This window comes from Mycobacterium sp. 1274761.0, assembly GCF_001668615.1.
Classification (GTDB): domain Bacteria; phylum Actinomycetota; class Actinomycetes; order Mycobacteriales; family Mycobacteriaceae; genus Mycobacterium.
Genome location: NZ_LZMC01000049.1, coordinates 33,012 through 57,840 on the forward strand (window position 1 = coordinate 33,012; position 24,829 = coordinate 57,840).

Here is a 24,829-nt window from a genome sequence, read left to right on the forward strand (position 1 = left end):
CGCGCCGCCCGATCACTGCTAGTCGAACAGCACCGCCGGGTTGAGATAACCCTCGGGGTCAAACGCGTTCTTGACGGTGCGCATCGCGGCGATATCGGCATCGGTCCGTGACATGGACACGTAGCCGCGCTTGCGGCTGCCGACGCCGTGCTCGGAGCTGACATTGCCTCCGCTGTCGGCGATCAGCGTCATCATGGCCGAATACAGCGCGGCCTCGGCGTCCCCGTCAAGTTGGCAACGGACCAGGTTGAGGTGCAGATTGCCTTCACCGATGTGGCCGAACAACACCGGGATGGCGTCGGGGGCGCGCTCGGCAACCAACTCTGCGGATCGGTGCGCGAACGCCGGGATCGCCGAGAGTGGAAGCGACACATCGAATTTCAGCGGCGGGCCGTACACGCCGAGAACGTCGCCGAGCGATTCACGCACCTGCCAGAGCCGCTGCTGGGTGTTCACGTCAAGCCCGACCGCGGGCTCGCCGGTGGTCGAGAGCGGTTCCAGCGCCGCGGCCAGCCGTTCGGTCTGATCGATGTCGGCGGCCAGCTCGATGAGCAGGTGCCAGGCGCCGTCGACGGGCGCGGCCACCCCGAGGTGCTCGGCGGTCAGCGCGCCGGCGCGCGCGTCGATCAATTCCAGCGCCGCGATGGGATCCATGTCGCGGAACTCGCGGCCCGCCGCGACCAGATCCTCGAGGTCGTGGAACCCGCAGACCGCGGTGACCCGGTGCGTCGGGGTGGGATGCAGCCGCAGCTCCAGGCCGGTGATGACGCCGAGGGTGCCCTCGGCGCCGACGAACAGCGACGCCATGTCGTATCCGGTGTTGTCCTGTCGAACTTGGCTGTGCCGCTGCACGATTGATCCGTCGGGCAGGACAACGTCCAAACCGATCACCTGCTCGCCCATGTTGCCGTAGCGCACGGTCCGCAGACCGCCCGCGTTCGTCGCCGCCATGCCGCCGACAGTGGCGGAGTCGCGCGCGGCGAGGTCGACACCAAACACCAGGCCAGCTTCGGCGGCCGCGCGCTGCACCGCTGCCAGCGGCGCGCCAGCGCCGACCCGGATGCGTCGTTCGGTGGTATCCACCTCACCGATATCGGTGAGCCGTTCGGTGGACAACAGCACGTCGTCGTGCTCAGGGACGGTGCCGGCCACCAACGAGGTGCGTCCACCCTGAACAGTGACGGCGACGCCGGCGTCGCGGCAGGCGCGCAGCACGTCGGCGACCAGCTCGGCGTTTCCCGGCCGAACCAGGACGCTGGCGTGCCCGTGGTAGCGGCCTGTGTGGTCGACGCTGCGGCCTTCGAGCACGTCGGGATCGGTGCTGACATGCGCGGCGCCGACGATGGCGGCGAGCCGTTCGGCCAGCGTTTCGGTCATTCCGTGGGTCTACCACACGCGGTCAGCGATAGAAACGCACCCAACTCGATGAGCCGGTCCGGCGTCGTGGGCAGGTATTCGGTCAGCAGCGGCGAGCACACCACGGCACTGAGGTACTTCGCCCGGCTGATCGCGACGTTGAGCCGATTGCGGTTGAGCAGGAACGAAATTCCGCGTGGCACATCGTCAATGGACGACGCGGTCATCGACACGAACACCACCGGCGCCTGCTGCCCCTGAAACTTGTCCACCGTTCCCGCTCGCACCTCGCGCAATCCCGCCGCGTCGAGCCGCTCTCGTAGCAGCGCAACCTGCGCGTTGTACGGGGTGACGACCAGCACGTCGCGTTGCGTCAGTCGACGAGAACCGTGCTCGTCGATCCACTCGGCACCGATCAGCCGGTCGATCTCAGCGACGATGGCGTCGGCTTCTTCGGGGCTGTCGGTCGCGTTCCCGTCGTGGTCGACGGGCAGCAGCCGCACGCCAGGGGCGCACCCATCCAACCGTCGCACGCCGGCCACCTCGTCGACCGAGCACAGCCGATTGTCGTACGACAGCCGCGACACCGCGGCGCACACGTCGGGATGCATCCTGTAGGAGCGGTCGAGGAAGTATCCGAGATCGGTGGGCAGCGTGTGCCTACCGTCGATCAGCCAGCCCAGCGCCGAGGTATCGACCGGCTCGGGATGGATGCCCTGGCTGACCTGTGGCAGCTGCTGCGGATCGCCGAGCAGCAAAAGATTTTTCGCTGCCGACGCCACCGCGATGGTGTTCGCCAGACTGTACTGTCCGGCCTCCTCGATGACGAGCAAATCCAGGCTGCCGCGGGGCACCCGGCCTGCGTTGGCGAAATCCCATGCGGTACCGCCGATCACGCAACCGTCATGGTCGGCGATGAAGCCCGGATACTCCTTCTCGTCGATCTGCTGCCAGGTCGCCTCGCCGCCGTGCTTCTTCTTGGCCACCAGCGAGGCGTCGACCCCGGCGGCGATCACATCACGAAACAGGTTCTCGACGACGGCATGTGACTGGGCGACCACACCGATGCGCAAGTGGTTTTCCTTGACGAGGCGGGCGATGACCGTGGCCGCGGTGAAGGTCTTGCCGGTTCCCGGCGGCCCGTGTACCGCCAGGTAGGACGAGTCGAGGTCAAGCAGCGCCGCGGTGATCGCATCGGTGACGGAGCCGCGAGGAAGGGGCGCGCCACTTCGTGTTCGCGGCGGCTGGCGCAGCAGGATGTCGATGACGGGGCTCGGGGCCAGATTCGGCAGCCCAGCCGCAATGTCTGTCGCGAACGCCTCGATGGAGTCGCGCAGCGGCCCCGTGGAAATCGGCGGACCCGGCGTCAGCGCGAAGGGCAGCTGGTCGAATGTGCCACCTGTCTTGGGTTCTCGTTCGACGACGGTGACTTCGGTCGGGGCCGCTGGGTCGTCGCAGTCGACGACGATGACCGACCCGAACGCCCGGCGCTCGGTGTCGTCGGTGAGGCCGGCGGGGGAGGGGGGTTCGTACAGGGCGTACATCGAGCTGGCAAGCCCTCCGGAAGCGATGCAGCCGCAGAGTCGCACCCGACGCTGCGGCTTGCGCGCCTTCGGCGGCGTGTGCCAATCGGTTTCCACGACCGCGTCCTCGGCGATGAACACGTCTGTGTTGTCGGCCCATTCGTCGATCGGGTTGTTCAACCGGTCGAAATGGCCCCACCAGTAGGGTTTGTCCTCGCGGCGGTGATAGCCGCGGGCCGCCGAGATCATCGCCACCGCAGTCTGTTCCGGCTTCCGCGCGGCGGGGTCATCGCCGACGAACTTGGCCAGTTGGCGCGCCAGGTCGTCGTCGTCGGTGATTGGCGCGGCGGTCTTGACTGTGACCGGCTGGGCGCCCATCGGCGGCACCGCGCAGTCGATCGCGCGACAGATCAACCAGTCCCGCAGCTTGCGCGTCGATGTGCAGTCGTAGCGGTTGTAATCCTCGATGTCTTTCAGCACGGCCGCCGCGGCGTCGTCGCGTCCCGCGGCACGCAGCTCGCAGTACTTCGCGTACTGGGTGATGGAGTCGGTGGCCGTGGTCACGTCCCCGGTGCGCAGCTGTCCGCCCATGTAGAGCGGCTCGAGCGACTTCAGGCTGTAGTTTTCGGTGCCGACCCGGATGCTCTTGCGGACAAGGGGATACAGGTCGACCAGGACGCCGTTGCGCAACAGGTCGTCGACTTCGTCCTCGCCGACCCCGTACCGCCCAGCGAGCCGCAACAGCGCGGTCTTCTCGTAGGCGGCGTAGTGATAGATATGCATGTTGGGATAGCGTTTGCGCCGTGCGCGCACCATCTTGAGGAAGTCCTGAAGGGCCCGGCGCTCCTCGGCGCGGTCGTGAGCCCACAGCGGCCGGAACTCATCGGCGGTGTCGAGCACGCCGAAGAGATATTCCAGGCCCCACTCCTGGCCGTCGGACGTCCACAGCGGGTCGCCCTCGAAATCGAAGAACAGATCACCTTTATCGGGCTCGGGCAGCACCATCAACGGCTGTGCGTCGGCGATCTCGTAGGGCGGCTTGCCGTCGATCCGGGGCGCCAGTTGCAGCCGTGCCTGTGCTGACAGTGCATCGACGGTGCGCTGCGACAGTTCCGGCACGGCGCCGTCGTGGCCGGCGAGATCGGTGATCGTCGTGATGCCGGCATCGATGAGCCGGGCCCGCTGACTGGTCCGCATGCCCGCCACCAGCAGCAGGTCGTCGTGTTCGCGAACCTGGATGGAGCACTCGGGGCAGCGGAAGCAGGCCCGGATGTTGTCGTTCTCCCACCTCACCGGCCGGCCGCCGGCCAGATGCTCGTCGAGCAGGCGCTGCAGCGCGCCGCGGCGCGGACCGTAGACCGGCAGGAGCTCGTCGACCCGGTAGCTCGCCATCGCGCCGTCGCCGAGCATCAGCTCCACCTCGTCGGCGACCGGTATCCCGGCCCGGTTGAGCGTGTCGGCGTAGGCCGCCAGTTGGAGCAGGGCCTCGACCTTCACCGAGCGTGCGAGCTTCGTGTCGCGCAGCCGGTAGCGCTGGCCGTCGGGCCCGTCATCGAGGATGAGGAAGTCGGCGAAGCCGACGAACCGCCCGTCGAACATCGCCGCCTGGTAGATGATCGGCGCCCGGCGCTCGACGGCCTTCATGGTCGCCTTAGCAGCGGCGGTGAGCCCGGCGATGGTGTAGTCGGGGCGGCCGATGATCGCGACGTTCTCCTGCGAGAGCTCACGCAGCTCGTCGAGGTGACGCTGTTCGTGCCGGCCGCCGAGTTCTGTGGTGCGGGCGAGTAATTCGTCGGATACCGCGATCGCCTCGCCACGGCCCAGTTTCGCGTCGAACGAGCGCAGCAATGCGTACTCGCAGCGGGCCGCGGCTGCGAGATCAGAGGCGCTGTAGATCACTCGATCGTCGACGACGAACACGTGCCCAACTGTAGGCCCGCCCGCCGACAGCATGTGGTCAGCGGGCGATCGCTATCCTCGCGCATCGCAGAGCCAAGGAACGGGTACCGGACACGGGAGAAGGAGTCGCCCTATCGTGCAGGACAATCCCGCCCTCAGCGCAGTCTCTCGATCGGTCCGTGTGTTGGGACCGATCGTTTTGTTGATTGCGTTGGGGTGTTACCTGGCCGCATATCTGTGCTGGCCCAGCTTGGCCAGTCAAGTCGACCTGCTGGTTTACCGGTTCGGAGCGGTGCGAGTCTGGGACGGTCAGGATCTGTACTCGGTCGGGATGACCGGAAATTCCCAGACGATGTTGTTCGACTACACGCCGTTCGCTGCGCTGTGCTTTCTGCCGCTGATCGGGCTGAGCCAGGCAGCCATTCTGGCCCTCGGTCTTCTGGTGAACGTTGGCTGCGTGGGCTACACCGTCCGGCGGGCGGTCAGTGCTGCGGGCATCACGACCGCGTCGGGTGCGTGGGGGTTGACGGCACTTCTGACGGCTCCGATCATCTGGCTGGAGCCCGTCCGGCTGTCGCTGCAGCTGGGCCAGATCAACTTGTTCATCATGGCCATCGTCCTTGCGGATGTGCTGTCGCCACCGTGCCGCAGGTGGGCGGGGATCGGTATCGGAATCGCCGCCGGCATCAAGCTGACTCCGGCGCTGTTCATCATCTTTCTCGTGGCAACCGGGCGACGTCGCCAGGCAGCCATCGCTGCATTGACATTCATCTCGACCATCGCCGTTGGGTTCGTGCTGCTGCCGGCGGATTCGACCGAGTTCTGGCTGCACGGACTGTTTCGAGATGTTCGGCGGATCTCCAGTGACCCGCTGGCGAATACCAGTCTGGCCGGGCTTCTCTCGCGCTTGAATTGGGCGACGGGCTGGGAGACAGCGGCCTCCGTCGCGTTCGCGGCTGTCGCCATTGCAATCGCTGCGGTGGCATGGCGTCGCGGTCAGTTGCTGTTGGGCGTCGCCATCGCCGGGATGACGTCAGCCGCCGCTTCCCCCTTCAGTTGGAGTCACCACTGGGTGTGGTTCGCACCGCTCCTGATCCACCTTGGGCTTCTCGGGTACGTCTACCGCTCGCGCGCGGCAGCCCTTGTCATGTGGACGCTCGCGGCGATCTTCGGGGGCTGGTTCATCGCATCGCGAAGCTCGCCCCCACAAGCGGGCCTGATGTCCATGCGCCACCCGGGGATCTGGAATCAGCTTCTCCCGGCGGCATACCTCTTCGCGCTTTGTATCGTCCTCTGCATCGTCTACCTGAGCCGGCGAGCACGACACCGCCCTTCGGCCGCAGCCGTCGGCATCAAGGCAACGGCGGAGGGCAGTCGACCGACAGCGCGCATCGGCCCGCTCTAGCGGAGTCAGAACACCCTCAACCGCTGAACGACCTCCAGCGTCGGTTGATCGCCTTCGGCGTGCACATCGAGGCTTTGCCACGTGTTGCGTTGGGTCACCCACCGGACGAATCCTTCGGCGTTGCAGGTGATTTGGGCGGCGACGGTGCCGGCGCCGATATGCAGGGTGCGGTTGCACACCCCGGTGAGTCGCACCTCGGCGCCGGTGTTCATCCCGTTGATCAGGCTCGCATTCTGCTGTGGCAGGGCCGCCTGGATCCAGTCGAGCGTCGCGCCAAGCCGCAATTCGTCAGCTTGTTCCGCCTCTCCGTCAAGCGGTCCGTTGGGGGCGAACAGGTCACACCGGAGGTGCACGTAGGTCTCGAAGGCAAATGCGGTCGGCACAACTGACGCCGGATAGGTCCCGACGTCGCCAAGGGGCACGTCGATCTTCAAGCCCTCTGTCGCCGCGAGAAGCTCCAAACCTCTCGTGCTGACCGACTCGTAGTCGGCCACCACCTCTTCGGGAGTCATCGACCGACGCGATTCGACGTAGAGGTCTGCTGCCCGTTCCGCGGGCAGCCCGTTTGGATCGGGCAGCTTCGACGGGTCGACTGCCAACCAGAAGCTGCAGCCCATGTGTGAAACGAGATCGTGCACCGACCAGCCCGGGCACCCGCTCGGGCTGGCCCAGACCGAGTCCGGAACTCGGGACAGGACGTCCAACAGCACCTTCCGATCCGCTTCGATCGCTTCTATTGCAGAACTCATAGGGCAATCACCTTCCGCCGATACATACAACATGTATGAACATACATATCGTATGTATGTAGGGCAAGGCGGTTTCGGCGAGCCGGATGTACGAGGATGCATGCAACACGTATGAGGGAAAGGCCCGATGGACGAGGTTCGTCGCACCCAGGCCGAGCGTTCTGCCGAAACTCGTGACGCGCTGATCGCCGCAGCCCGGACGTTGTTCGCTCAACACGGTTTCGCCGGCACGTCGCTCGAGGCCATCGTGCGCACAGCCGGGCTGACCCGCGGCGCGCTCTATCACCACTTCGCGGACAAGACAGAGCTATTCGCGGCGGTCTTCGAGCAGGTGGAGGCCGATGTGGCTACCCGCATGAGTGAAGCAATCGCCGCATCCGGCCACACCGATGCGATCGAGGTCATGAGGCTCGGCGCCGCTTACTGGCTGGATGCTTGCGCCGAGCCCGAGATCCGCCGCATCGTGCTGGTCGACGCCCCCGCGGTGCTGGGCTGGACGCGGTGGACCGAGATCGGAAACCGGTACAACACCGGGTTGGTCCGCGACCTGCTGGCGGAGGCGATCGACAAGAAGATCATTCCGCCCCAACCCGTGGAGGCCACCGCTCTTACCGTTCTGGCCGCGATGCGCGAAGCCACTCTCTTCGTGGCGTTGGCCGATGACCAAAAGAAGGCGCGAAGGGAGGCTGGTGCGGTCATGGACCGCCTCATCGGTGCACTTGGCCGCTGAGCGGCCGGTGCAGTCAGCCCGGCGTGTTGCCGATCAGCTCGACGCCGTTGCCGTTCCACCGGAACTTCACGATGCTGTCCAGGCCCGGCGTTCCGTTCGAGTACACCAGCGCGACGGTGTCACCGGTGCTTTCCGACGGCGCGATGCTGTTGAACCCGTAGGTGTCGGGCACCCCGGTCGGGATGAATTTGCCGAGGTGAAAGAGCACCGCACGGGTGTTGGGATTCTCGGCGTTGGTGTTGGCCTTGATGATGACCGCCGACAGCTGCGCGCATTCGTTGTAGGTACCGGCCAGCGGCTCGGGACTCCATGCCTGCCCGCTGCGCGGGTCGCGCGGTAGTTCGGCGACGGCCTTGGTGATCTCGGGTGCGGCAAGGTTGACCGCGCACGGATCGGGTGCGGGCGCTGCTGGGGCAGCGGTGGACGCAGGCGCGGCCGTTGCCGACGCGGGCGCGGCGGCGGTCGTCGTCGCGTCGGGCGTCTTGGAAACCGTCGAATCGCCCGAGCCGCAGCCGGACAACAACGCAACGCCCGCCGCGGCAGCGGTGAGGACCCATTTCACAATTGCGCACCGTACCGTGCGCTCCGGCGAGGATCGGGCAGGCAGCGCGGCGGGTCGAGCAGGTCGAGGCCACTAGACTGGCAATCCCATGACGCCGTCCGACCCCGACGCGCCGGAAGCGCAAACCACATTCGCCGACCTGCAGATTCACCCCGCGGTGCTGCAGGCGGTCACCGATGTGGGGTACGAAACGCCGTCGGCGATCCAGGCGGCGACCATCCCCGCGATGATGGCGGGCTCCGACGTCGTCGGCCTCGCGCAGACGGGAACCGGCAAGACGGCGGCGTTCGCGATCCCGATCCTGTCGAAGATCGACACGGCCGACAAGACCACGCAGGCGCTGGTGCTGGCGCCGACGCGGGAACTGGCGCTTCAAGTCGCCGAGGCGTTCAGCCGCTACGGCGCAAAGCTGTCGGTGAACGTGCTGCCGATCTACGGCGGCGCCTCCTACGGGCCGCAGTTGGCGGGGCTCAAGCGCGGCGCGCAGGTGGTGGTCGGCACGCCGGGCCGGGTCATCGACCATCTGGAGAAGGGCAGCCTCGACCTCACGCACCTCGACTATCTGGTGCTCGACGAGGCCGACGAGATGCTGCAGATGGGGTTCGCAGAGGACGTCGAACGCATCCTTGCCGACACTCCCGAGTACAAGCAGGTCGCGCTGTTCTCGGCGACCATGCCGCCGGCCATCCGCAAGATCACCTCGAAGTACCTGCACGATCCGGTCGAGGTGACGGTCAAGGCCAAAACCCAGACCGCCGAGAACATCACGCAGCGCTACATCCAGGTCGCCGGTCCGCGGAAGATGGATGCGCTCACCCGTCTGCTCGAGGTCGAGCAGGGCGACGCGATGATCGTGTTCGTCCGCACCAAACAAGCCACCGAGGAAGTCGCCGAGCGGCTCAAGGCCCGGGGTTTCGCCGCTGCGGCCATCAACGGCGACATTCCACAGGCGGTGCGTGAGCGCACCATCGCAGCGCTCAAGGACGGTTCCATCGACGTGCTGATCGCGACCGACGTCGCCGCGCGGGGACTCGACGTGGAGCGCATCTCGCACGTGGTGAACTACGACATCCCGCACGACCCCGAGTCGTATGTGCACCGGATCGGGCGCACCGGTCGGGCCGGCCGGTCGGGCACCGCGCTGCTCTTCGTCACCCCCCGCGAACGCCATCTGCTCAAGTCGATCGAGCGGGTCACCCGCCAGAAGCTCGTCGAATCCGAGCTGCCCTCGGTCGAGGACGTCAACGCCCAGCGGGTGGAGAAGTTCCGCGACTCGATCACCACCGCGTTGGCATCCCCGGGAATCGAGTTGTTCCGCAAGCTGATTGAGGGCTACGAGCGCGACCACGACGTGCCGATGGCCGACATCGCCGCCGCGCTGGCGTTGCAGAGCCGCGACGGGGAAGAGTTCTTGATGACCGAACCGCCTCCCGAGCGCCGCCGTAGTCCCGACCGGCGGGGCGACGACGGGCCGCCGCGCAAACGCCGAGAGGTCCGCGACGACCTTGCGACCTACCGCATCGCGGTCGGCAAGCGGCACAAGGTGATGCCCGGCGCAATTGTCGGCGCGATCGCCAACGAAGGCGGCTTGCACAGAAGCGATTTCGGCCACATCACCATCCGGCAGGACTATTCGCTCGTCGAACTTCCCGCCAGGCTGGACAAAGATACGCTGAGAAAGCTTGGCAAGACACGGATTCAGGGTCAGCTGATCGATCTGCAACCCGACCGCGGGCCGAAGAGGTCGTACCGCACGAGATGACCGTATCCAAGGGCGTCACAGCGCAGGCCCAGGGCGGGCTCGAATCGGTGGCGGCGCCCGAGCGGGTGGCGTCGCTCACCGGGATCCGCGCAGTGGCCGCGCTTCTGGTGATGGCGACGCACGCGGCCTATACGACGGGCAAGTACACACACGGCTACGTCGGCCTGGTCTATTCGAGGATGGAGATCGGCGTCCCGATTTTCTTTGTGCTGTCGGGGCTTCTGCTGTTCGGTCCGTGGGTCAAGTCGGCCGCAGCGGACGGGCCCGCGCCGTCGGTCCGCCGCTACGCGTGGCACCGCGTGCGCCGCATCATGCCCGCCTATATCGTGACCGTGCTGACGGCCTATCTCGTGTACCACTTCCGCACGGCGGGTCCCAATCCCGGCCACACGTGGATGGGGTTGTTCCGCAACCTCACCCTCACGCAGATCTACACCGACAACTACCTGTTCTCCTATCTGCACCAGGCGTTGACCCAAATGTGGAGCCTGGCAGTCGAAGTCGCGTTCTACGCGGTGCTGCCGCTGCTGGCGTGGCTGTTGCTCACGGCATGTCGACGGCGATGGCGGCCGGGACTGATTCTTGCGGGCCTCGTGATTCTGGCAGCGCTCACCCCGGCGTGGCTGACGCTCGTGCACACCACCGACTTCTTGCCCGACGGCGCGCGGCTGTGGCTGCCCAGTTACCTGGTCTGGTTCGTCGGGGGGATGCTGCTGGCCGTGCTGCAGCAGTTGGGGATGCGCGCCTACGCGATGGCATGCCTGCCCGTAGCGGTGGTCAGTTACTTCATCATCTCGACGCCGCTGGGCGGCGAACCGACCACCTCGCCGTCGGAGTTGCGCGAAGCGCTCGCCAAGGCCGGCTTCTACGCGGTGATCGCGACGCTGGTCGTCGCGCCCCTGGCCCTGCATGACCGCGGCTGGTATGCCAGCCTGCTGGCGAGCCGGCCGATGGTGTTCCTGGGCGAGATCTCGTATGAGATCTTCCTGATCCACCTGCTGACGATGGAAATCGTCATGGTGGAGATCCTGCGCTTCCCGATCTACACCGGCTCGATGCCTGCCTTGTTCATCGCCACGTTCGTCGTGACGGTCCCGCTGGCCTGGCTGCTGCACCGCTTCACCCGCGTCCGCTCGTCGTCGTAGCCCCGCGAAACGGAATTCCAGCACGCCTTCACTCGCACTTTCAGTGCTGGAATTCCGTTTCGGGTGAGGGCCCGCTACGACATTAGGTTAGGTTACGCTTCCCTAATGACTGATCAAAGGGCGTCGCGCGGTCTCGAAGGTGTGCTCGTCAAGCTGTGGCGGGGTGGCGACTATCAGATGACGGTGACCGGCCGCACCGAGATCACGGCCAACTACCTTCGCCTGCACTTCAACGCCAAGGAGCTGCTCACCGACCGCGACATCCACCCGACGATGTGGATCCGCGGCTGGTTTCCCGACGGCGCGAAGTCTCATCAACGGGGTTACACCCTGGTCAACCCCGATCCGGCGACCGGGACTGTCGACATCGACTTCGCCATGCACGAGGGCATCGCCACGCGGTGGGCGCGCGTGGCGATGCCGGGCGACGTGCTCGAGGTGACGGTGCTCGGCAGCAATTTCTCGCTGCCCGAACCGGCCCCTGCGGGCTACCTGATCGTCGGGGATGCCGCGTCGCTGCCCGCCATCAACTCGCTGCTCGAGGCCATCGGGGACACGCCGGCGCGGGTGTTCCTCGAATCGGCTCACGACGACGACCGCGAGCTGCCGATCGTCCGAGACACCAACGTCGTGTGGGTGGACCGCAAGAACGAGGGCGAGGCGCTGGTGCAGGCGGTCAGCTCGTCGGCCTTCGACGCCGCTGACCACTTCGGCTGGGTCGCCTGCGACAACCGGACCACCCGCGCTGTCTCGAAGATCTTCCGGGAGGAGTACAAGATCCCGCGCAAATCTATTAAGGCGCAAGCCTATTGGGTGTCTTGACGGCCTGCGGCTAGCTCGTTTCGGAGGTCGCCGGCACTACCATCGGCACCACGAACTGCTCGATCATCGCCCGCTCGTCGGCCTCGTCGAGGCCAGGGAACACCAGGAGTGACGTCATCACCCGCACGAGCCAACGGGCCTTGCGCTCGACCACCTCGGGGTCATCAGGCCCCATCGACACCAGAAACGCTTCGGTGAGGGCCTTGACCACCTGTGACTGCTCGGCGATCTCGGCGCCGATCGGCCGCTGGGTGGTGACGAACCACGATGACAGCGCGGGGCTTTCGCGGACATTGCGCAGCGACGAAATCATGCCCTCGATGAGCCGCTCGCGCGGTTCCTCGACGCCGCTGAGCTGATCGGTCATCTGGTGAAACAGCCGATAGCTCTCGCGGTGAACGTACGCGGTGTAGAGCGCGTCGCGGTTCTCGAAGTACCGGTACAGCGTCGCGCGCGAACACCCTGCGGCCTTGGCGATTTCGTGCATGCCGACGGTCGCCGCGTCCTGCCGCGCGAACAGTGCGTCCGCGGCGTCGAGGATGCGGTCGGCGGCCACTTCCGTGCGGCGGCCGCCCAGCCAGTCGCTGCCCGCCACTACGCGACCACCCGGAATGGGACCGACAGCGGCCTGCGGACGTAACTGCCGCCCGCCCAGACCACCTTGGGCATGTCCACCTCGAAGTCGGGGCAGCGGGCCAGCAGTTCGGTCAGCGCGATGCGCGACTGCATCCTGGCCGCAGCGGCGCCGAGACAAAAGTGCGCACCGTGGCTGAACGTCAAGATGTTGCGCGGCCTCCGGCGGATATCGAGTTCGCCTGCGTCCGCGCCATATTCGCGCTCGTCGCGGTTGGCCGACCCGTAGAGCAGCAGCACCTTGCGCCCGGCGGGGATGGTGGTGTTGCCGATGCGCACATCGCGAGTCGTAGTGCGGGCCAGCCCCTGCACCGGCGAGGTCAGCCGCAACAGCTCGTCGACCGCATCGGTTATCAGCTCCGGATGATTGATCAGCAGCCGGCGCTGATCGGGCCGCTGGTGCAACAGCTGCACCGCGCCGCCGAGCATCCCGGTGGTGGTGTCGTTGCCGCCGGTGACCATCGTGAACGTGAACGCGAGGATCGAGAGCATCCCGGCCATGTCCCCGTCGGCGCCGACGCCCGCGGCAACGAGATGCGACACCGTATCGTCCTCGGGTTCGCGCCTGCGCCGTTCGATCAGCTGGGTGAAGTACGCCATCATCGACGCGACCGCTTCACCGGCGGAGACTGCGGCTTCGGCGAAACCGGTGGACTCCGAATTCGCGGCGACGATCGCCTCGGTCCAGCCGTCGAACTGTTCGCGGTCCTCCTCTGGCACGCCGAGGTAGTGCGCGACGACCATCGACGGCAGCGGCTTGAACAACTCGGCGACGATGTCGCCGCCCCCGGCGGTCCGCAGCCGCTCCAGGCGTTCCACCACGAACCGCCGCACGGCGGGCTCGACGGCCTCTACCTGACGCGGCGTGAAGCCGCGCGACACCAGCTTGCGGAATTCGGTGTGCCTCGGCGGATCCTGCATCACGAACGGCGGGTTGTCGGCCAGGCCAATCATCTCCAGCTCGCCGTAGTTCACCGTGAGCCCCTGAGCCGAGGAGAACGTCTCGTGGTCGCGGGCGGCGCCCCACACGTCGGCGTGGCGGCTCAGCACCCAGTAATCGTGGTGGGGGCGGTCGGCGGGGACAACGTGGTGAACGGGATCCTTATCGCGCAGGGCCTGGTACATCGGCCAGGGGTCGGCCCACGTCTCCGCGGTGGCGAGTTCGAACCGAGCAGGCGTGCGGTGAGACACAGCAGCGGTCATGTCTTATGCGTACGACACAACCCCATACTCTGTCAACTACATCGGCTGATTTTTCTCAAATCGCCTTGTTCTCAGATCGCCGCGCCGGGATTCAGGATGTTGTCGGGGTCGAGCGCCTGCTTGATGCGGCGGTTGAGCTCCATCACCTCGGGGCCCACCTGGTCTTCCAGCCAGGGCCGTTTCAACCTGCCGACGCCATGCTCACCGGTGATGGTGCCGCCGAGGCCGATCGCCAGATCCATGATCTCGCCGAACGCGCGCTCGGCGCGCTCGGCCATCGCGGCGTCGGCGGGGTCGTACACGATCAGCGGATGGGTGTTGCCGTCGCCGGCGTGGGCGATGACCGAGATCATCACGTCACGGTCGGCGGCGATGCGCTCGACGCCGCTGACCAGATCGCCGATCCGCGGCAGCGGCACACCGACGTCCTCGAGCAGCAGCGTGCCCTTGGCTTCCACCGCGGGGATCGCGAAGCGCCGGGCGGCCACGAACGCTTCGCCCTCGTCGGGGTCGTCGGTGGAGAACACGTCGGTTGCACCGTTCTCCCCGAACACCGAGGCGATCCGTTCGGCGTCCTCGGCTGCTGACCGTCCACGTTCGTCGGAGCCGGCCAGAAGCAGGGCCGCCGCATCGCGGTCCAGCCCCATCTTCAGCTTGTCCTCGACGGCGTTGATGGCCACGGCGTCCATGAACTCGAGCATCGACGGCCGCATCTGGCAGGCCACGCCGAGCACCGCGTCGGTGGCCGCCTCAACCGTGGCGAAGTTGGCCACCACCGTGGCCGACCGGTGCTGCTTGGGCAGCAGCCGCAGCGTGATCTCCGTGACGATGCCGAGTGTTCCTTCGCTGCCGACGAACAGCTTGGTCAAGCTAAGGCCTGCAACGTCTTTCACCCTCGGGCCGCCGACGCGCACCGCTCTTCCGTCGGCCAGCACCACCTGCAGGCCCATGACATAGTCGGTGGTGACGCCGTACTTGACGCAGCACAATCCGCCGGCGTTGGTGGCGATGTTGCCTCCGATGCTGCAGATCTCGAACGACGACGGGTCCGGCGGGTACCACAGATCATGTTCGGCGGCAGCCTTTTTCACCTCGGCGTTGAAGAGGCCCGGCTGGCAGACCGCGGTGCGGGTGACGGGGTCGACGGTGATGTCTCGCATCCTCTCCGTCGACAGGACGATGCCGTCGTCGAGCGCGGTGGCCCCGCCCGACAGGCCGCTGCCCGCGCCCCGAGGAACCACGGGAATCCGGTGGGTGCCAGCCCACCGCATGATGGTCTGCACGTGCTCGGTGGTCAACGGCCGCACCACCGCCAGCGGCTTGCCCGCCGAAGGGTCGAGCGCACGGTCCTGCCGATAGCCCTCGGTGATGGCCGGGTCGGTGATGACCATGCCGTCGGGCAGGTCGGCGGTCAGGCTGTCGAGAACGCTCACTCTTCGATGCTACGAGTTACCGAGGCACCGTATGACCACGCGGCGGAAGATGTCGCCCTCCTTGCCGTTCATGCCCACGGCGGCCGCGGCGATGGCCAGGTTCTGCGGCATCCCGTAGACGAGTACGGCGACCGCAATGGCCACGGCGAGCGAGATCAGCGACGCCACCCACGCGGTGACTCTGACGACGCCGAGCAGGACGAACAACAACAGCAGCGGTATCGCCGCAACCAGCGAACTCCACGCCAGCGAATGGCCGACCGGATCGAGAACTTGCTGGTACACGAACGCACCTCGGTGTTCACTATGAGGTCTGCGTCACCCCGAGTACCCCAACATCACACGCGCGTAACCGGTTCGGTGTCCAGGTCGCGCAGTGCAGGCAGGAAGACGGCGACAACGCCGAGCGCAAGCATCGGCAGCGACAGCGCCATAAACGTCGCGTGCAGCCCCGCCGCATCGGCCAGCGGACCGGCCACAATCAGGCCGAGCGGGCCCGCGGCGTAGGCGAGTGACCCCATGACGCCGACGACCCGCCCGCGCAGATGTGCCGGCGCGCGGGTCTGCATGACGTAGTTGTAGATCGGTGCGATCGGTCCGTATACGAACCCAACGAGCGCGCACAGCGCCAGGATGAACGGCAGCGGCGGCAGGAACGCGATGATCGTCATCGCCACGCCGAGCGTGAGCACCGCCGTCAACATGATGACCCGTCGGCGCGAATACTTCGACAGCACTGCATAACTCAGAGCACCGACGAGCCCGCCGACGCTCAACGCCATCAGCACCCAGCCCAGTTGCGCTGGCTCGTCGCGGTCGGTGAAGTACTTGGGGAACAGCACCGACTCCATGGGCATGTAGAAGCCCGTCGCGGCGAGGTCGACGATCGCGAGCGTGCGCAGCACCTTGCTGTGCCAGACAAAGCGCAGCCCTTCCATGACGCCGGACCAGACGCCCGCGGGCAGCACCGTGCGGTCCGGTGGGCCCGCGCCTTCGAGCCGCAACCGCGCGATGGCGATGATCGACAAGACGAACGCGCCGGCCGTCACCCACATCGTGTTGACCCCGCCGAGCGTGGCGATCATCAGGCCGCCGATGCCGGGTCCGACGATGTAGGACAGGTTGAACGCCGCCTCGTAGACGCTGTTGGCGCGATCCAGCGTCCAGCCGGCACTGTTGGCGGCTTCGGGCAGCATCGTCTCGCGCGCCGTCATGCCCGCGGGGTCGAATAGTGCGCCGAGCGCAGCAAGGCCCGCCAGCACGGCCACGGAGATGGCGTGGGACCCGAAGGCGAGCGCGATCACCGGAACGGCGGCCACCGACAGGGCCGACAGCGCGTCGGAGATCATCGAAACCCGTTTGCGCCCAAGGTAATCGACGGCGGCACCGGCGATCAGCGTGGCCACCAGCAGTGGAAGGCTTCCCGCCATCGCGACGATCGACGCGTCGAGCGCGGACCCGTTGCGCTGCAGCACCAGCCAGGGAAAGGCGACAAGCGAGACGCCGTTGCCCGCGCCGGCCATCAGCGCGGCGAAGAGAACGACGAAGAGCGGTCCGCGCTTGCCGTTGATCATGGGATATCTCGTCAGGAATCTAACAGCGGCGTAGCCCGGTGGGCGACGGATTTTCTCGCGCAGGCACAGTGGAGCGGTGAAGTTGGCCCATCCTCGCACCGGCAAACGGTTCGATTCGCCGGTGCCGCCCGGCGCGGGCTGGCCGGGAGATCCTGCTTCAGCGACGACGGCCGTCGCGGAAACCGCCGCGCAGGTGATCAGAATGGCCGAGGCGGCGGAGTCGATCGGGCAGTTGGACGCCGAGGTGTCGGTGTGCCGAGCCTGTCCGCGGCTGGTCGAGTGGCGCGAGCGGGTGGCGGTCGAGAAGCGCAAGTCGTATGCGGGCGAACCGTACTGGGGCAGGCCGGCGCCGGGCTGGGGTGCGGCGCGGCCGCGGGTCATGGTCGTCGGTCTGGCACCTGCCGCGCACGGGGCCAACCGGACGGGGCGGGTGTTCACCGGTGACCGCTCCGGTGATTTTCTGTTCGCCGCGCTGCATCGCGCCGGGCTGGCCAACCAGTCTGTGTGCGTGGACGCCGGGGATGGCTTGAGGCTCAACGAGACTCGGATCGCAGCGGCGGTGCGGTGCGCGCCGCCGGGCAATGCGCCAACGCCCGTTGAGCGCGCGATGTGTGCGCCGTGGCTGGACGCCGAGTGGCGGCTCGTCGGCCCGCACGTGCGGGTCGTGATCGCGCTCGGCGGGTTCGCCTGGCGCGCCGCGCTGGACATGGTCCGCGTCGGCGGGGGATCGGTGAGCCGTCCTGCGCCGAAGTTCGGGCACGGCGCAACGGCGGTACTGCAGACGCCCCACGGCGAGGTGACGTTGATGGGCGTCTACCACCCGAGCCAGCAGAACACGTTCACGGGCAAGCTGACCGAGGCGATGCTCGACGACGTCTTCAGCAAGGCCGCTGACACGGCCGGCATTCAGCGATTTCTGCGGGAAGGGGCATGCGATCGCCAGCGTTGAGGACCGTATGCGACTTTCCGTACTCGACCTTGTGCCGGTGCGCAGCGACCAGTCGACCTCCGACGCGCTCGCTGCGTCGACGGCGCTAGCGCAGACCGCCGACCGGCTGGGATACACCCGCTACTGGGTCGCCGAGCACCACAACATGCCGTCGGTGGCCGCGACCAGCCCACCCGTGCTCATCGCGCACCTCGCCGCCAACACCTCCCAGATCAGGGTCGGCTCCGGCGGCGTGATGCTGCCCAACCACGCGCCGCTGGCCATCGCGGAACAGTTCGCGTTGCTCGAGGCGGCCAATCCCGGCCGCGTGGACCTCGGCATCGGCCGGGCGCCCGGCTCCGACCCGTTGACGTCGTACCTGCTGCGCGGATTCAAAGGGCGCGACGCCCAGGCTGAACGAGAAGACATCGACAAGTTTCCCGAGTACGTCGATCACGTCGCGGCGATGATGAGCGCCAACGGTGTGCGCGTGTCGATTCCGCAGCAGGACTACATCCTCAAAGCCACGCCCGCCGCTACCAGCGAGCCGCGGCTGTGGCTACTCGGTTCCTCGATGTACTCCGCGCACCTGGCCGCAGCCAAGGGCCTGCCGTATGTGTTCGCCCACCACTTCTCCGGGCAGGGCACCGCCGAAGCGCTGGCCGTCTACCGCTCGGAGTTCAAGCCGAGTGCTCTCGCGTCGGAGCCCGTGACGTTGCTGACGGTCAACGCGGTGGTCGCCGAAACCCGCGACGAGGCGATGGCTTTGCTGCTTCCCAACCTGCACATGATGGCCAAGCTGCGCACCGGCCAGCCGCTCGGGCCCGTCGAACTCGTCGAGGACGCCGAAGCTCGCCGGCTCACGCCGCAAGAGCGGGCCGTTGTCGAGTCTGGTGTGCGCCGAGCCGTCGTCGGCGATCCGACGGAGGCCGCTGAGCAGATGCGCGCACTGGCCGCGCAATTCGACGTCGACGAAATCATGGTGCACCCGGTGGCATCGGCCCGTCGCGGCACGCATCCTGCGACGTCGCCGGCCCGTATCAAGACACTTGAACTGCTCGCGAAAGAGCTGTTCTAGCCACCCTTTGGGGTCAGCCGCACGATCGGAATCGGTCGGCTGGTCCTCTGCTGATACTGGTCGTAGGACTTGTTGTACTTGGTGACGACCTTCCAAAAACGCTCACGATCGGGGTCGCCGGGCAGAATCGGCGTCGCCGTGACCGCGAAACGCCTTGGGCCCACGTTGATCTCGACATTTGGGTTGGCCTTGAGGTTGTGATACCAGCCCGGTGAGCTGCGGCGATCCACCGTTGGACGCCACCACCAGATAGTCGTCGCCGTCGCGGGCGTAGGTCAACGCTGTCGTGCGGGCTTTACCCGTCTTGGCGCCGGTGGTGTGCAGCAACAGGCTGGGCAGCAGCGCCATTCGGTGGCCGATCCATCCGTTGGTGCGCTGGTAGATGGCGTTGTGGAACCGAACGAAGGTGCCGAAGGCGTTCTCGACAGTGGACGGCATCGGTCACTCCTGCGGTGCGGTGTCGAGGGTGGCCAGCGCTTCACGCAGGAGCCGGCCGGTCTCTTCGCGGTCGGGGTCGCGGCGCATCAGCATGCCCTTGGCGAACGACAGCTTGTCGCCGTCTTGGCGGGGCAGCACGTGCAGATGGATGTGGAAGACGCTCTGGAACGCGGCCTTCCCGTCATTGATGACGACGTTGTTGCCGTCGGCGTGCAACCCCGAGCGGCGCGCGGCCTTCGCGATGCGCTGGCCGATGCGGACCAGGTCTGCACACGTCTCCGCCGGGGTGTCGGTGAGATCGACGGTATGGCGTTTGGGGATCACCAGGGTGTGCCCACGGGTGAACGGACGGATATCCAGAATGCCTAGATAGTCGTCGTCCTCGTAGACACGGATGGCTGGGGCTTCACCGGCGACAATGGCGCAGAACACACAGGACATTCCGCCAGGCTAAACCGTTGATCGATTTTCTAAACCCGGACCCCTTTGCTCATCGCCAACACCCCTGAGGTATCCCGCAGCCAAAAGTCTTGGACGGTATAGATCGTTCTCTCAGTCCGCTCTCAGCGAGCATACGCACAGTGTGGCTAAGCACTTTGCCCCGCAGTGTCGAGAGAGAAACGGATTTCATGAAGAAGCAATCGCTGCGTCGCCCGCGCCGGGCACCACGTCCGAGTAGCCCTGCAGGCCAACAGCATCCCGGTCCGGCTTCTCAGGGCGGGCTCCACCAACCGTACGACTGGCGTTACGCAACCCGGACACCGCATCCTGCCTACGACACGTATAGCGTTGCGCATCAGCATGATTCGACGCCGACCACCCCGATTCCCGTGGTGCGGAAACGATCACGAACCGGACTGGCGGTCGCGGGAGTGGCGACAGTAGCCGTAGTATCCGGTGGCGTCGGCGCGCTACTGGCCAACCAGCCCGACCCGTCAGCCGCCAACAGTGCGGCCACCGCCGCGACGGCCGCCGCCCCTGTGCCCAAGCAACCGGTCACCGCCGCGCCGTCCGGCTCGGTCGAGCAGGTTGCGGCGAAGGTGCTACCGAGCGTGGTGAAGCTGCAGCTCAGCATTGGCCAGGGCAAGGAAGAGGGCTCCGGAATTGTGCTGAGCGAGGACGGCTTGATCCTGACGAACAACCATGTGGTGGCGGCGCTCAGCGGGTCGGATACCGATCAGGCATCGAGTGTTTTCGGCGGCCGCAACGAACAGTCTGCGGACGAGCCTTCCGGCCAGGACATGGAGGCGACGGTGTCATTCGCCGACGGCAAGACGGTTCCATTCTCCCTCGTCGGCACCGACCCCGCCGACGACATCGCCGTCGTTCGGGCCCAAGGTGTTTCGGGGCTGACACCGATCACGATCGGATCGTCGAAGGACTTGCGAGTGGGCCAGAACGTCGTGGCCATCGGATCGCCGCTCGGGCTCGAGGGCACGGTGACCACCGGCATCATCAGCGCGCTGGACCGGCCGGTCAGCACCGGCGACGAGGCCACCGGTCAGCACTCGGTGATGAACGCCATCCAAACCGACGCGGCCATCAACCCCGGCAACTCCGGCGGGGCGCTGGTCAACATGAACGGCGAACTCGTCGGAGTGAATTCGGCGATCGCCTCGATGGGTGGCGGCCCGAGTTCTGAAGGGGCACAAGCGGGTTCGATCGGGTTGGGCTTCGCGATCCCGTCGGATCAGGCCAAGCGCATCGCCGACGAGCTCGTCTCGACCGGCACCGTCACGCACGCGTCCCTGGGTGTCCAGCTGACGCAGGCTGCGGGCGGCCGTGGCGCTGCGGTCGCCCAGGTGGTCTCCGGGGGCCCCGCGGCGGCCGCCGGCGTGCCGGACGGTGTACTGATCACCCAGGTCGACGACCGCCCGATCGACGACGCCGACGCGTTGGTGGCGGCGGTGCGCTCGAAAGCGCCGGGTGACACTGTCACGCTGACTTACACCGACGGATCCGGTGCGGCCCAGACCGCCCGCGTCACTCTCGGTGAGGCGCAGACATGAGACCGGCGGACGTCAGCCGTAGAGCTCCTCGAACCGCTGGATCGAGCGTTCGATATCGCCCTTGACCAAGCGGGCCGCGGTCGAGCCGATAGGACCGAACAACGGCGCGCCGCCGAGGTCGATCTTCACGGTGAAGTCGCATCCCGAATCCGTAGGCGTCACCGTCATCCGCAGCCCGTACTTGGTTCCCCCGACGCCCTTGCCGGTGACGTTCAACAGGCGAGGGATATCGAGCTCCTTCACCGTCCACGTCACCCGGTTGCGTAGTCCCTTGACCCCGGCGACACCGACCAACGTCGTGCCGACCTCGAGCTCATCGGGCAGCTCGGACCGCCAACCCTCGTGCATCGTCAGCCAGTCACCCAGCGTCGAGAAGTTTGACGCGTGTTCCCACGCGTCCTCGGGCGTCATCGAAAGGCTGCGGGAAAGTTCCAGTTTGGCCATTTGGCACGCTCGATCAGGCCGGCGGCGCGTCGATCGGGGGTCCACCCGCAGACGCGGCCTCCGGTGTTGCGACTACGCCACCGATGCACGTCAAGTTCGACGTGGACTTCCACGTGACGCCGTCGGGTCGTTCGCCGGTCACCGCTCCGGTGGCCTGATTCACCACGCCGGTGTAATGGGTTTCGAATCCCTTGTCCCAGCCGATGCCGAAGGCAACGGTGGCGCCGTCGCTGCCGCCTTCGGCCGTGCCGCGCAGTAGCGGGCCTTGGTTGGGCGGTATGCCGACGGCCGACCCGCCGACGCCTCTGCCGGAGGTCGCCACGGTCACCGCCCAACCGTCGCTCTGCGTGAACCTCAAGGTTGGGCCGAACTCCCAGCCGCCTGGGCATTCGGCGTTGGCGTGGCCGACGGCGGAGGAGACGAGACCGATGGCGACAAGCGGTATCGCCAGGAGTGCGCGTGACATAGGGGTAGAGGGTAGGCCATGGGGCGCGTCAAATGTCTGACTTGGTGTGCGCGTGCAGCGCGTCGCGCCACGCCTTCAGTTTCACCGAATACGACATGGTCTGCGCGGGACTCGTCGACGGCAGCCGGCGGAAAAGCAACGGCCGGGCCACCTCGGCCAATCGGATGAAGTTCCTCTCGGCTGCCTCGCCGTTGAAAAACACCTGCGTGATGGCCGGATGGGCGTCGAAAAACTCGTCGAAGTCGTTGGCCACCATGCTGTCGCGTTCGATCGCGGAATCAAGGCTGCCCTGCCGTCGGCACAACCGCAGCACATCCCACACCGCGACACCGCATCCTCGTATCGCCGCGGTGCGTTGCTCGTACGGCGCCGACGGGTCGAATCCGAGAACTTCGCCGGTGATGCGCCAGAATGCGTTGCGTGGATTGCCGTAGTACTGCTGCGCCGCCAGCGACATCGCGCTGGGCATGTTGCCGAGGATGAGAAGCTGTCCGCGGTGGTCGGCGATCGGCGGTAGCCCTTCCAGCAACGGTCCGGACATGGTCACAGGTATACGTCAGGACGTTGATTCCCGGTGCCCATCAGAAAAATCCGTGACGCAGGTGTTAATAACAAGATCACAGGGTAGCCGGTCCCGGTCGGAAGGGGTCACCATGGACATCCCGCGCACCAGCGCACAATCCGCTCCGCCCTTGGTGGCATCGGCGGCGGATCTGCTGACCACCTCATCAATATGTCCCGCGTGCGGCTATCCGACGATCGGCATGGACCTGTGCGCTTATTGCCGTCCGCTGGCACAGGATTTCCTGGGTCCGGCCGGGCTTTCGGCCTAGCGCGGCGGCGTGAAGCGACGTAACCGCAGGCTGTTCAGGACCACGAACACCGAACTGAATGCCATTGCCGCACCGGCGATCATCGGATTCAGCAAACCAAGAGCGGCGAGCGGCAGCGCGGCGACGTTGTAGCCGAACGCCCAGAACAGATTCCCCTTGATCGTGCGAAGTGTGGCCCGCGACAACCGGATTGCATCCGACACTACCCGCAGATCACCGCGCACCAGGGTCAGATCAGAGGCCGCGATCGCCGCATCGGTACCGGTGCCCATCGCCAGACCCAGATCGGCCTGGGCCAGCGCGGCCGCGTCGTTCACTCCGTCGCCGACCATCGCCACGACCTTGCCCGCGTCCTGTAATAGCTTGATCTGATCGACCTTTTCGGCGGGCTGCACCTCGGCGATCACGTTCGCAATGTCGAGCCGCTTGGCAACAGCGTCGGCGGCGCGCCGATTGTCGCCGGTGAGCAGAACCGGCGTGAGGCCGAGGCTGCGGAGCTCGTCGACCGCGGAACGCGATGTCTCCTTGATGGTGTCGGACACGATGATGACGGCGTCGATCCGGCCGTCGACCGCCACCCAGACCGGTGTCCTGCCTTCGGATTCGGCCGCTCCGGCGGCGTACCGGAGTTCGTCGGCTACCGCGGCCGCCAGCTCCTCGCGCAGCCACCGCAGCTGCCCGGCGGCCAGCGCGTGCCCGTCGACGACGCCGGTCACCCCTCGACCGCCGTGGTTCTCGAACTCGGCCACCGTCGGCAGGGTGCCCACCTTGGCAGCGGCCCGGGCCACGGCACGTCCGATGGGGTGTTCGGAGGCGTGCTCCAAACCGCCTGCCAGACGGAGGATTTCGATGTCTTTGCCCTCGGCCGCGTGTACCGACGTGACCGTCATCTCTCCCGTGGTCAGCGTGCCGGTCTTGTCCAACACGACGGTGTCGATGTGCCGAGTCGACTCCAGGACTTGCGGGCCTCTGATCAAAATGCCCAGCTGGGCACCGCGGCCGGTACCTACCAACAGCGCCGTCGGCGTAGCCAGTCCGAGGGCGCAGGGGCACGCGATGATCAGCACCGCCACGGCCGCAGTGAACGCGGTGGCCACCGGTGCGCCGGCCAGCAGCCACGCCGCCAGCGTGAGCAGGGCCAGGCCGATGACGACGGGCACGAACACCGCCGACACTTTGTCTGCCAGACGCTGCACGTCCGCCTTGCCGCTCTGCGCCTCGGTGACCAGGCGGGCGATCTGGGAAAGTTGGGTGTCAGAGCCGATTCGCGTGGCCCGGACCTCGAGTCGCCCCCCGACGTTGACGGTCGCGCCGACGACACTGTCGCCGGGGCCCACCTCGACGGGCACTGGTTCACCGGTCAGCATCGACGCGTCGACCGCGGAGGTGCCGGACACGACGATGCCGTCGGTGGCGATCTTTTCACCGGGGCGTACGACGAAGACGTCATCGACTGCGAGTTCCTCTATGGGAACGCGGGTTTCGGATCCAGCGCGGAGAACCGCGACGTCCTTGGCGCCCATGTCGAGCAGCGCCCGCAGCGCCTCACCGGAACGTCGTTTGGCCCGGGACTCGACGTAGCGGCCGGCGAGGATGAAGGTGGTGACAGCCGCGGCGACCTCGAGATAAAGATGTGCGCCACCACGGTCGACGACCAGGGCCCAGACCGACCACAGATAGGCCGCACCGACGCCGACGGAAATCAGCGTGTCCATCGTCGCCGCCCGGTGGCGCAGGCTCGCCGCGGCCGAATGGTGGAACGGCCAGGCGCCCCACGTCGCGACCGGGGTGGCGAGCGCGAGCGCCAGCCACTGCCAATGGTCGAACTGTAAGGCGG

25 protein-coding genes are annotated in these 24,829 nt (G+C 66.8%); 9 read left to right on the forward strand and 16 right to left on the reverse strand.

The annotated features are described in order from the left end of the window. Positions 1-18: 18 nt before the first annotated feature. Both A5651_RS08365 and A5651_RS08370 read right to left on the reverse strand, forming a co-directional pair. Positions 19-1,377, reverse strand: coding sequence for an FAD-binding oxidoreductase (locus A5651_RS08365; RefSeq protein ID WP_066978122.1), 1,359 nt, complete (start codon positions 1,375-1,377; stop codon positions 19-21). Beyond that, complete coding sequence (locus A5651_RS08370) at positions 1,374-4,799, reverse strand: TM0106 family RecB-like putative nuclease (protein ID WP_066978125.1); 3,426 nt, start codon at positions 4,797-4,799, stop codon at positions 1,374-1,376. Before A5651_RS08370 ends, A5651_RS08365 begins: the two co-directional genes overlap by 4 nt. Positions 4,800-4,914: 115 nt before the next feature. Between A5651_RS08370 and A5651_RS08375 the strand changes: the two genes are divergently transcribed. Continuing rightward, positions 4,915-6,183: a glycosyltransferase 87 family protein gene (locus A5651_RS08375; protein ID WP_066978128.1), complete on the forward strand. Its 1,269-nt coding sequence runs from the start codon at positions 4,915-4,917 to the stop codon at positions 6,181-6,183. A 5-nt stretch (positions 6,184-6,188) separates the two neighbouring features. Here the strand turns inward: A5651_RS08375 and A5651_RS08380 are convergent, their stop codons facing one another. Then, on the reverse strand, positions 6,189-6,932 hold the full coding sequence (locus A5651_RS08380; protein WP_082943649.1) for a maleylpyruvate isomerase family mycothiol-dependent enzyme: 744 nt from the start codon (positions 6,930-6,932) through the stop codon (positions 6,189-6,191). Between the two features lie 127 nt (positions 6,933-7,059). Here A5651_RS08380 and A5651_RS08385 point away from each other — a divergent pair, with 127 nt between their 5' ends. Then, positions 7,060-7,662: a TetR/AcrR family transcriptional regulator gene (locus tag A5651_RS08385; RefSeq protein ID WP_066978131.1), complete on the forward strand. Its 603-nt coding sequence runs from the start codon at positions 7,060-7,062 to the stop codon at positions 7,660-7,662. Positions 7,663-7,675: 13 nt separating this feature from the next. Here A5651_RS08385 and A5651_RS08390 read toward each other — a convergent pair whose 3' ends face one another. After that, complete coding sequence (locus tag A5651_RS08390) at positions 7,676-8,224, reverse strand: LppP/LprE family lipoprotein (RefSeq protein ID WP_066978134.1); 549 nt, start codon at positions 8,222-8,224, stop codon at positions 7,676-7,678. A gap of 88 nt (positions 8,225-8,312) precedes the next feature. Between A5651_RS08390 and A5651_RS08395 the strand changes: the two genes are divergently transcribed. The 3 genes from A5651_RS08395 (at position 8,313) to A5651_RS08405 (ending at position 11,953) form a co-directional block, all read left to right on the forward strand. Continuing rightward, positions 8,313-9,986: a DEAD/DEAH box helicase gene (locus A5651_RS08395; protein WP_066978137.1), complete on the forward strand. Its 1,674-nt coding sequence runs from the start codon at positions 8,313-8,315 to the stop codon at positions 9,984-9,986. Further along, complete coding sequence (locus A5651_RS08400) at positions 9,983-11,131, forward strand: acyltransferase (RefSeq protein WP_066978140.1); 1,149 nt, start codon at positions 9,983-9,985, stop codon at positions 11,129-11,131. Before A5651_RS08395 ends, A5651_RS08400 begins: the two co-directional genes overlap by 4 nt. Before the next feature lie 105 nt (positions 11,132-11,236). Then, entirely contained in the window at positions 11,237-11,953 is a 717-nt protein-coding gene (locus A5651_RS08405; protein WP_066978142.1) for a siderophore-interacting protein, read from the forward strand. Between the two features lie 10 nt (positions 11,954-11,963). On the opposite strand, the gene A5651_RS08410 is transcribed toward A5651_RS08405, so the two are convergent. From A5651_RS08410 to A5651_RS08430, 5 genes are all read right to left on the reverse strand, one after another. Then, the gene (locus A5651_RS08410) at positions 11,964-12,548 is read right to left on the reverse strand and encodes a TetR/AcrR family transcriptional regulator (RefSeq protein WP_066978144.1); all 585 of its coding nucleotides are present in this window, start codon (positions 12,546-12,548) and stop codon (positions 11,964-11,966) included. Beyond that, positions 12,548-13,789: a cytochrome P450 gene (locus A5651_RS08415; RefSeq protein ID WP_066978147.1), complete on the reverse strand. Its 1,242-nt coding sequence runs from the start codon at positions 13,787-13,789 to the stop codon at positions 12,548-12,550. Before A5651_RS08415 ends, A5651_RS08410 begins: the two co-directional genes overlap by 1 nt. A 71-nt stretch (positions 13,790-13,860) precedes the next feature. Then, entirely contained in the window at positions 13,861-15,180 is a 1,320-nt protein-coding gene (locus A5651_RS08420) for an FAD-binding oxidoreductase (protein WP_066978197.1), read from the reverse strand. Positions 15,181-15,231: 51 nt separating this feature from the next. Further along, on the reverse strand, positions 15,232-15,507 hold the full coding sequence (locus A5651_RS08425) for an L-lactate permease (protein WP_066978150.1): 276 nt from the start codon (positions 15,505-15,507) through the stop codon (positions 15,232-15,234). Between the two features lie 53 nt (positions 15,508-15,560). After that, complete coding sequence (locus A5651_RS08430; RefSeq protein WP_066978152.1) at positions 15,561-16,796, reverse strand: MFS transporter; 1,236 nt, start codon at positions 16,794-16,796, stop codon at positions 15,561-15,563. Between the two features lie 76 nt (positions 16,797-16,872). Here A5651_RS08430 and A5651_RS08435 point away from each other — a divergent pair, with 76 nt between their 5' ends. Both A5651_RS08435 and A5651_RS08440 read left to right on the forward strand, forming a co-directional pair. Further along, a complete protein-coding gene (locus A5651_RS08435) occupies positions 16,873-17,745 on the forward strand; it encodes a uracil-DNA glycosylase (protein ID WP_066978155.1) in 873 nt (290 codons plus the stop codon). A gap of 7 nt (positions 17,746-17,752) precedes the next feature. After that, positions 17,753-18,802 carry an LLM class flavin-dependent oxidoreductase gene (locus A5651_RS08440; protein ID WP_066978160.1) on the forward strand — a complete coding sequence of 350 codons (1,050 nt, stop codon included), beginning with the start codon at positions 17,753-17,755 and terminating at the stop codon, positions 18,800-18,802. Here the strand turns inward: A5651_RS08440 and A5651_RS25930 are convergent. From A5651_RS25930 to A5651_RS08450, 3 genes are read right to left on the reverse strand one after another with little or no spacing between them, the layout of a single operon-like run. Further along, the gene (locus A5651_RS25930) at positions 18,799-18,966 is read right to left on the reverse strand and encodes a nitroreductase/quinone reductase family protein (protein WP_231988618.1); all 168 of its coding nucleotides are present in this window, start codon (positions 18,964-18,966) and stop codon (positions 18,799-18,801) included. The two genes, A5651_RS08440 and A5651_RS25930, sit on opposite strands and share 4 nt — an antisense overlap. Then, positions 18,905-19,240, reverse strand: coding sequence for a nitroreductase/quinone reductase family protein (locus tag A5651_RS08445; protein WP_231988619.1), 336 nt, complete (start codon positions 19,238-19,240; stop codon positions 18,905-18,907). Before A5651_RS08445 ends, A5651_RS25930 begins: the two co-directional genes overlap by 62 nt. 3 nt (positions 19,241-19,243) lie before the next feature. Continuing rightward, positions 19,244-19,681: an HIT family protein gene (locus tag A5651_RS08450; protein WP_066978163.1), complete on the reverse strand. Its 438-nt coding sequence runs from the start codon at positions 19,679-19,681 to the stop codon at positions 19,244-19,246. 188 nt (positions 19,682-19,869) lie between these two features. Here A5651_RS08450 and A5651_RS08455 point away from each other — a divergent pair, with 188 nt between their 5' ends. After that, a complete protein-coding gene (locus tag A5651_RS08455; protein WP_082943650.1) occupies positions 19,870-21,249 on the forward strand; it encodes a trypsin-like peptidase domain-containing protein in 1,380 nt (459 codons plus the stop codon). 12 nt (positions 21,250-21,261) lie between these two features. Here the strand turns inward: A5651_RS08455 and A5651_RS08460 are convergent, their stop codons facing one another. Genes A5651_RS08460 through A5651_RS08470 form a run of 3 tightly spaced genes read right to left on the reverse strand, consistent with a single transcriptional unit; the run spans position 21,262 to position 22,700 of the window. Next, on the reverse strand, positions 21,262-21,693 hold the full coding sequence (locus A5651_RS08460) for an SRPBCC family protein (protein WP_066978165.1): 432 nt from the start codon (positions 21,691-21,693) through the stop codon (positions 21,262-21,264). 13 nt (positions 21,694-21,706) lie between these two features. Beyond that, entirely contained in the window at positions 21,707-22,159 is a 453-nt protein-coding gene (locus tag A5651_RS08465; RefSeq protein WP_066978168.1) for a hypothetical protein, read from the reverse strand. A gap of 28 nt (positions 22,160-22,187) precedes the next feature. Continuing rightward, on the reverse strand, positions 22,188-22,700 hold the full coding sequence (locus A5651_RS08470) for a DNA-deoxyinosine glycosylase (RefSeq protein WP_066978172.1): 513 nt from the start codon (positions 22,698-22,700) through the stop codon (positions 22,188-22,190). 112 nt (positions 22,701-22,812) lie between these two features. Here A5651_RS08470 and A5651_RS25260 point away from each other — a divergent pair, with 112 nt between their 5' ends. Next, entirely contained in the window at positions 22,813-22,992 is a 180-nt protein-coding gene (locus A5651_RS25260) for a hypothetical protein (protein ID WP_156662732.1), read from the forward strand. Here A5651_RS25260 and A5651_RS08475 read toward each other — a convergent pair. Beyond that, positions 22,989-24,829 (reverse strand): copper-translocating P-type ATPase (locus A5651_RS08475; protein ID WP_066978175.1); only part of this gene is annotated, 1,841 nt, incomplete at its 5' end. The genes A5651_RS25260 and A5651_RS08475 overlap by 4 nt on opposite strands.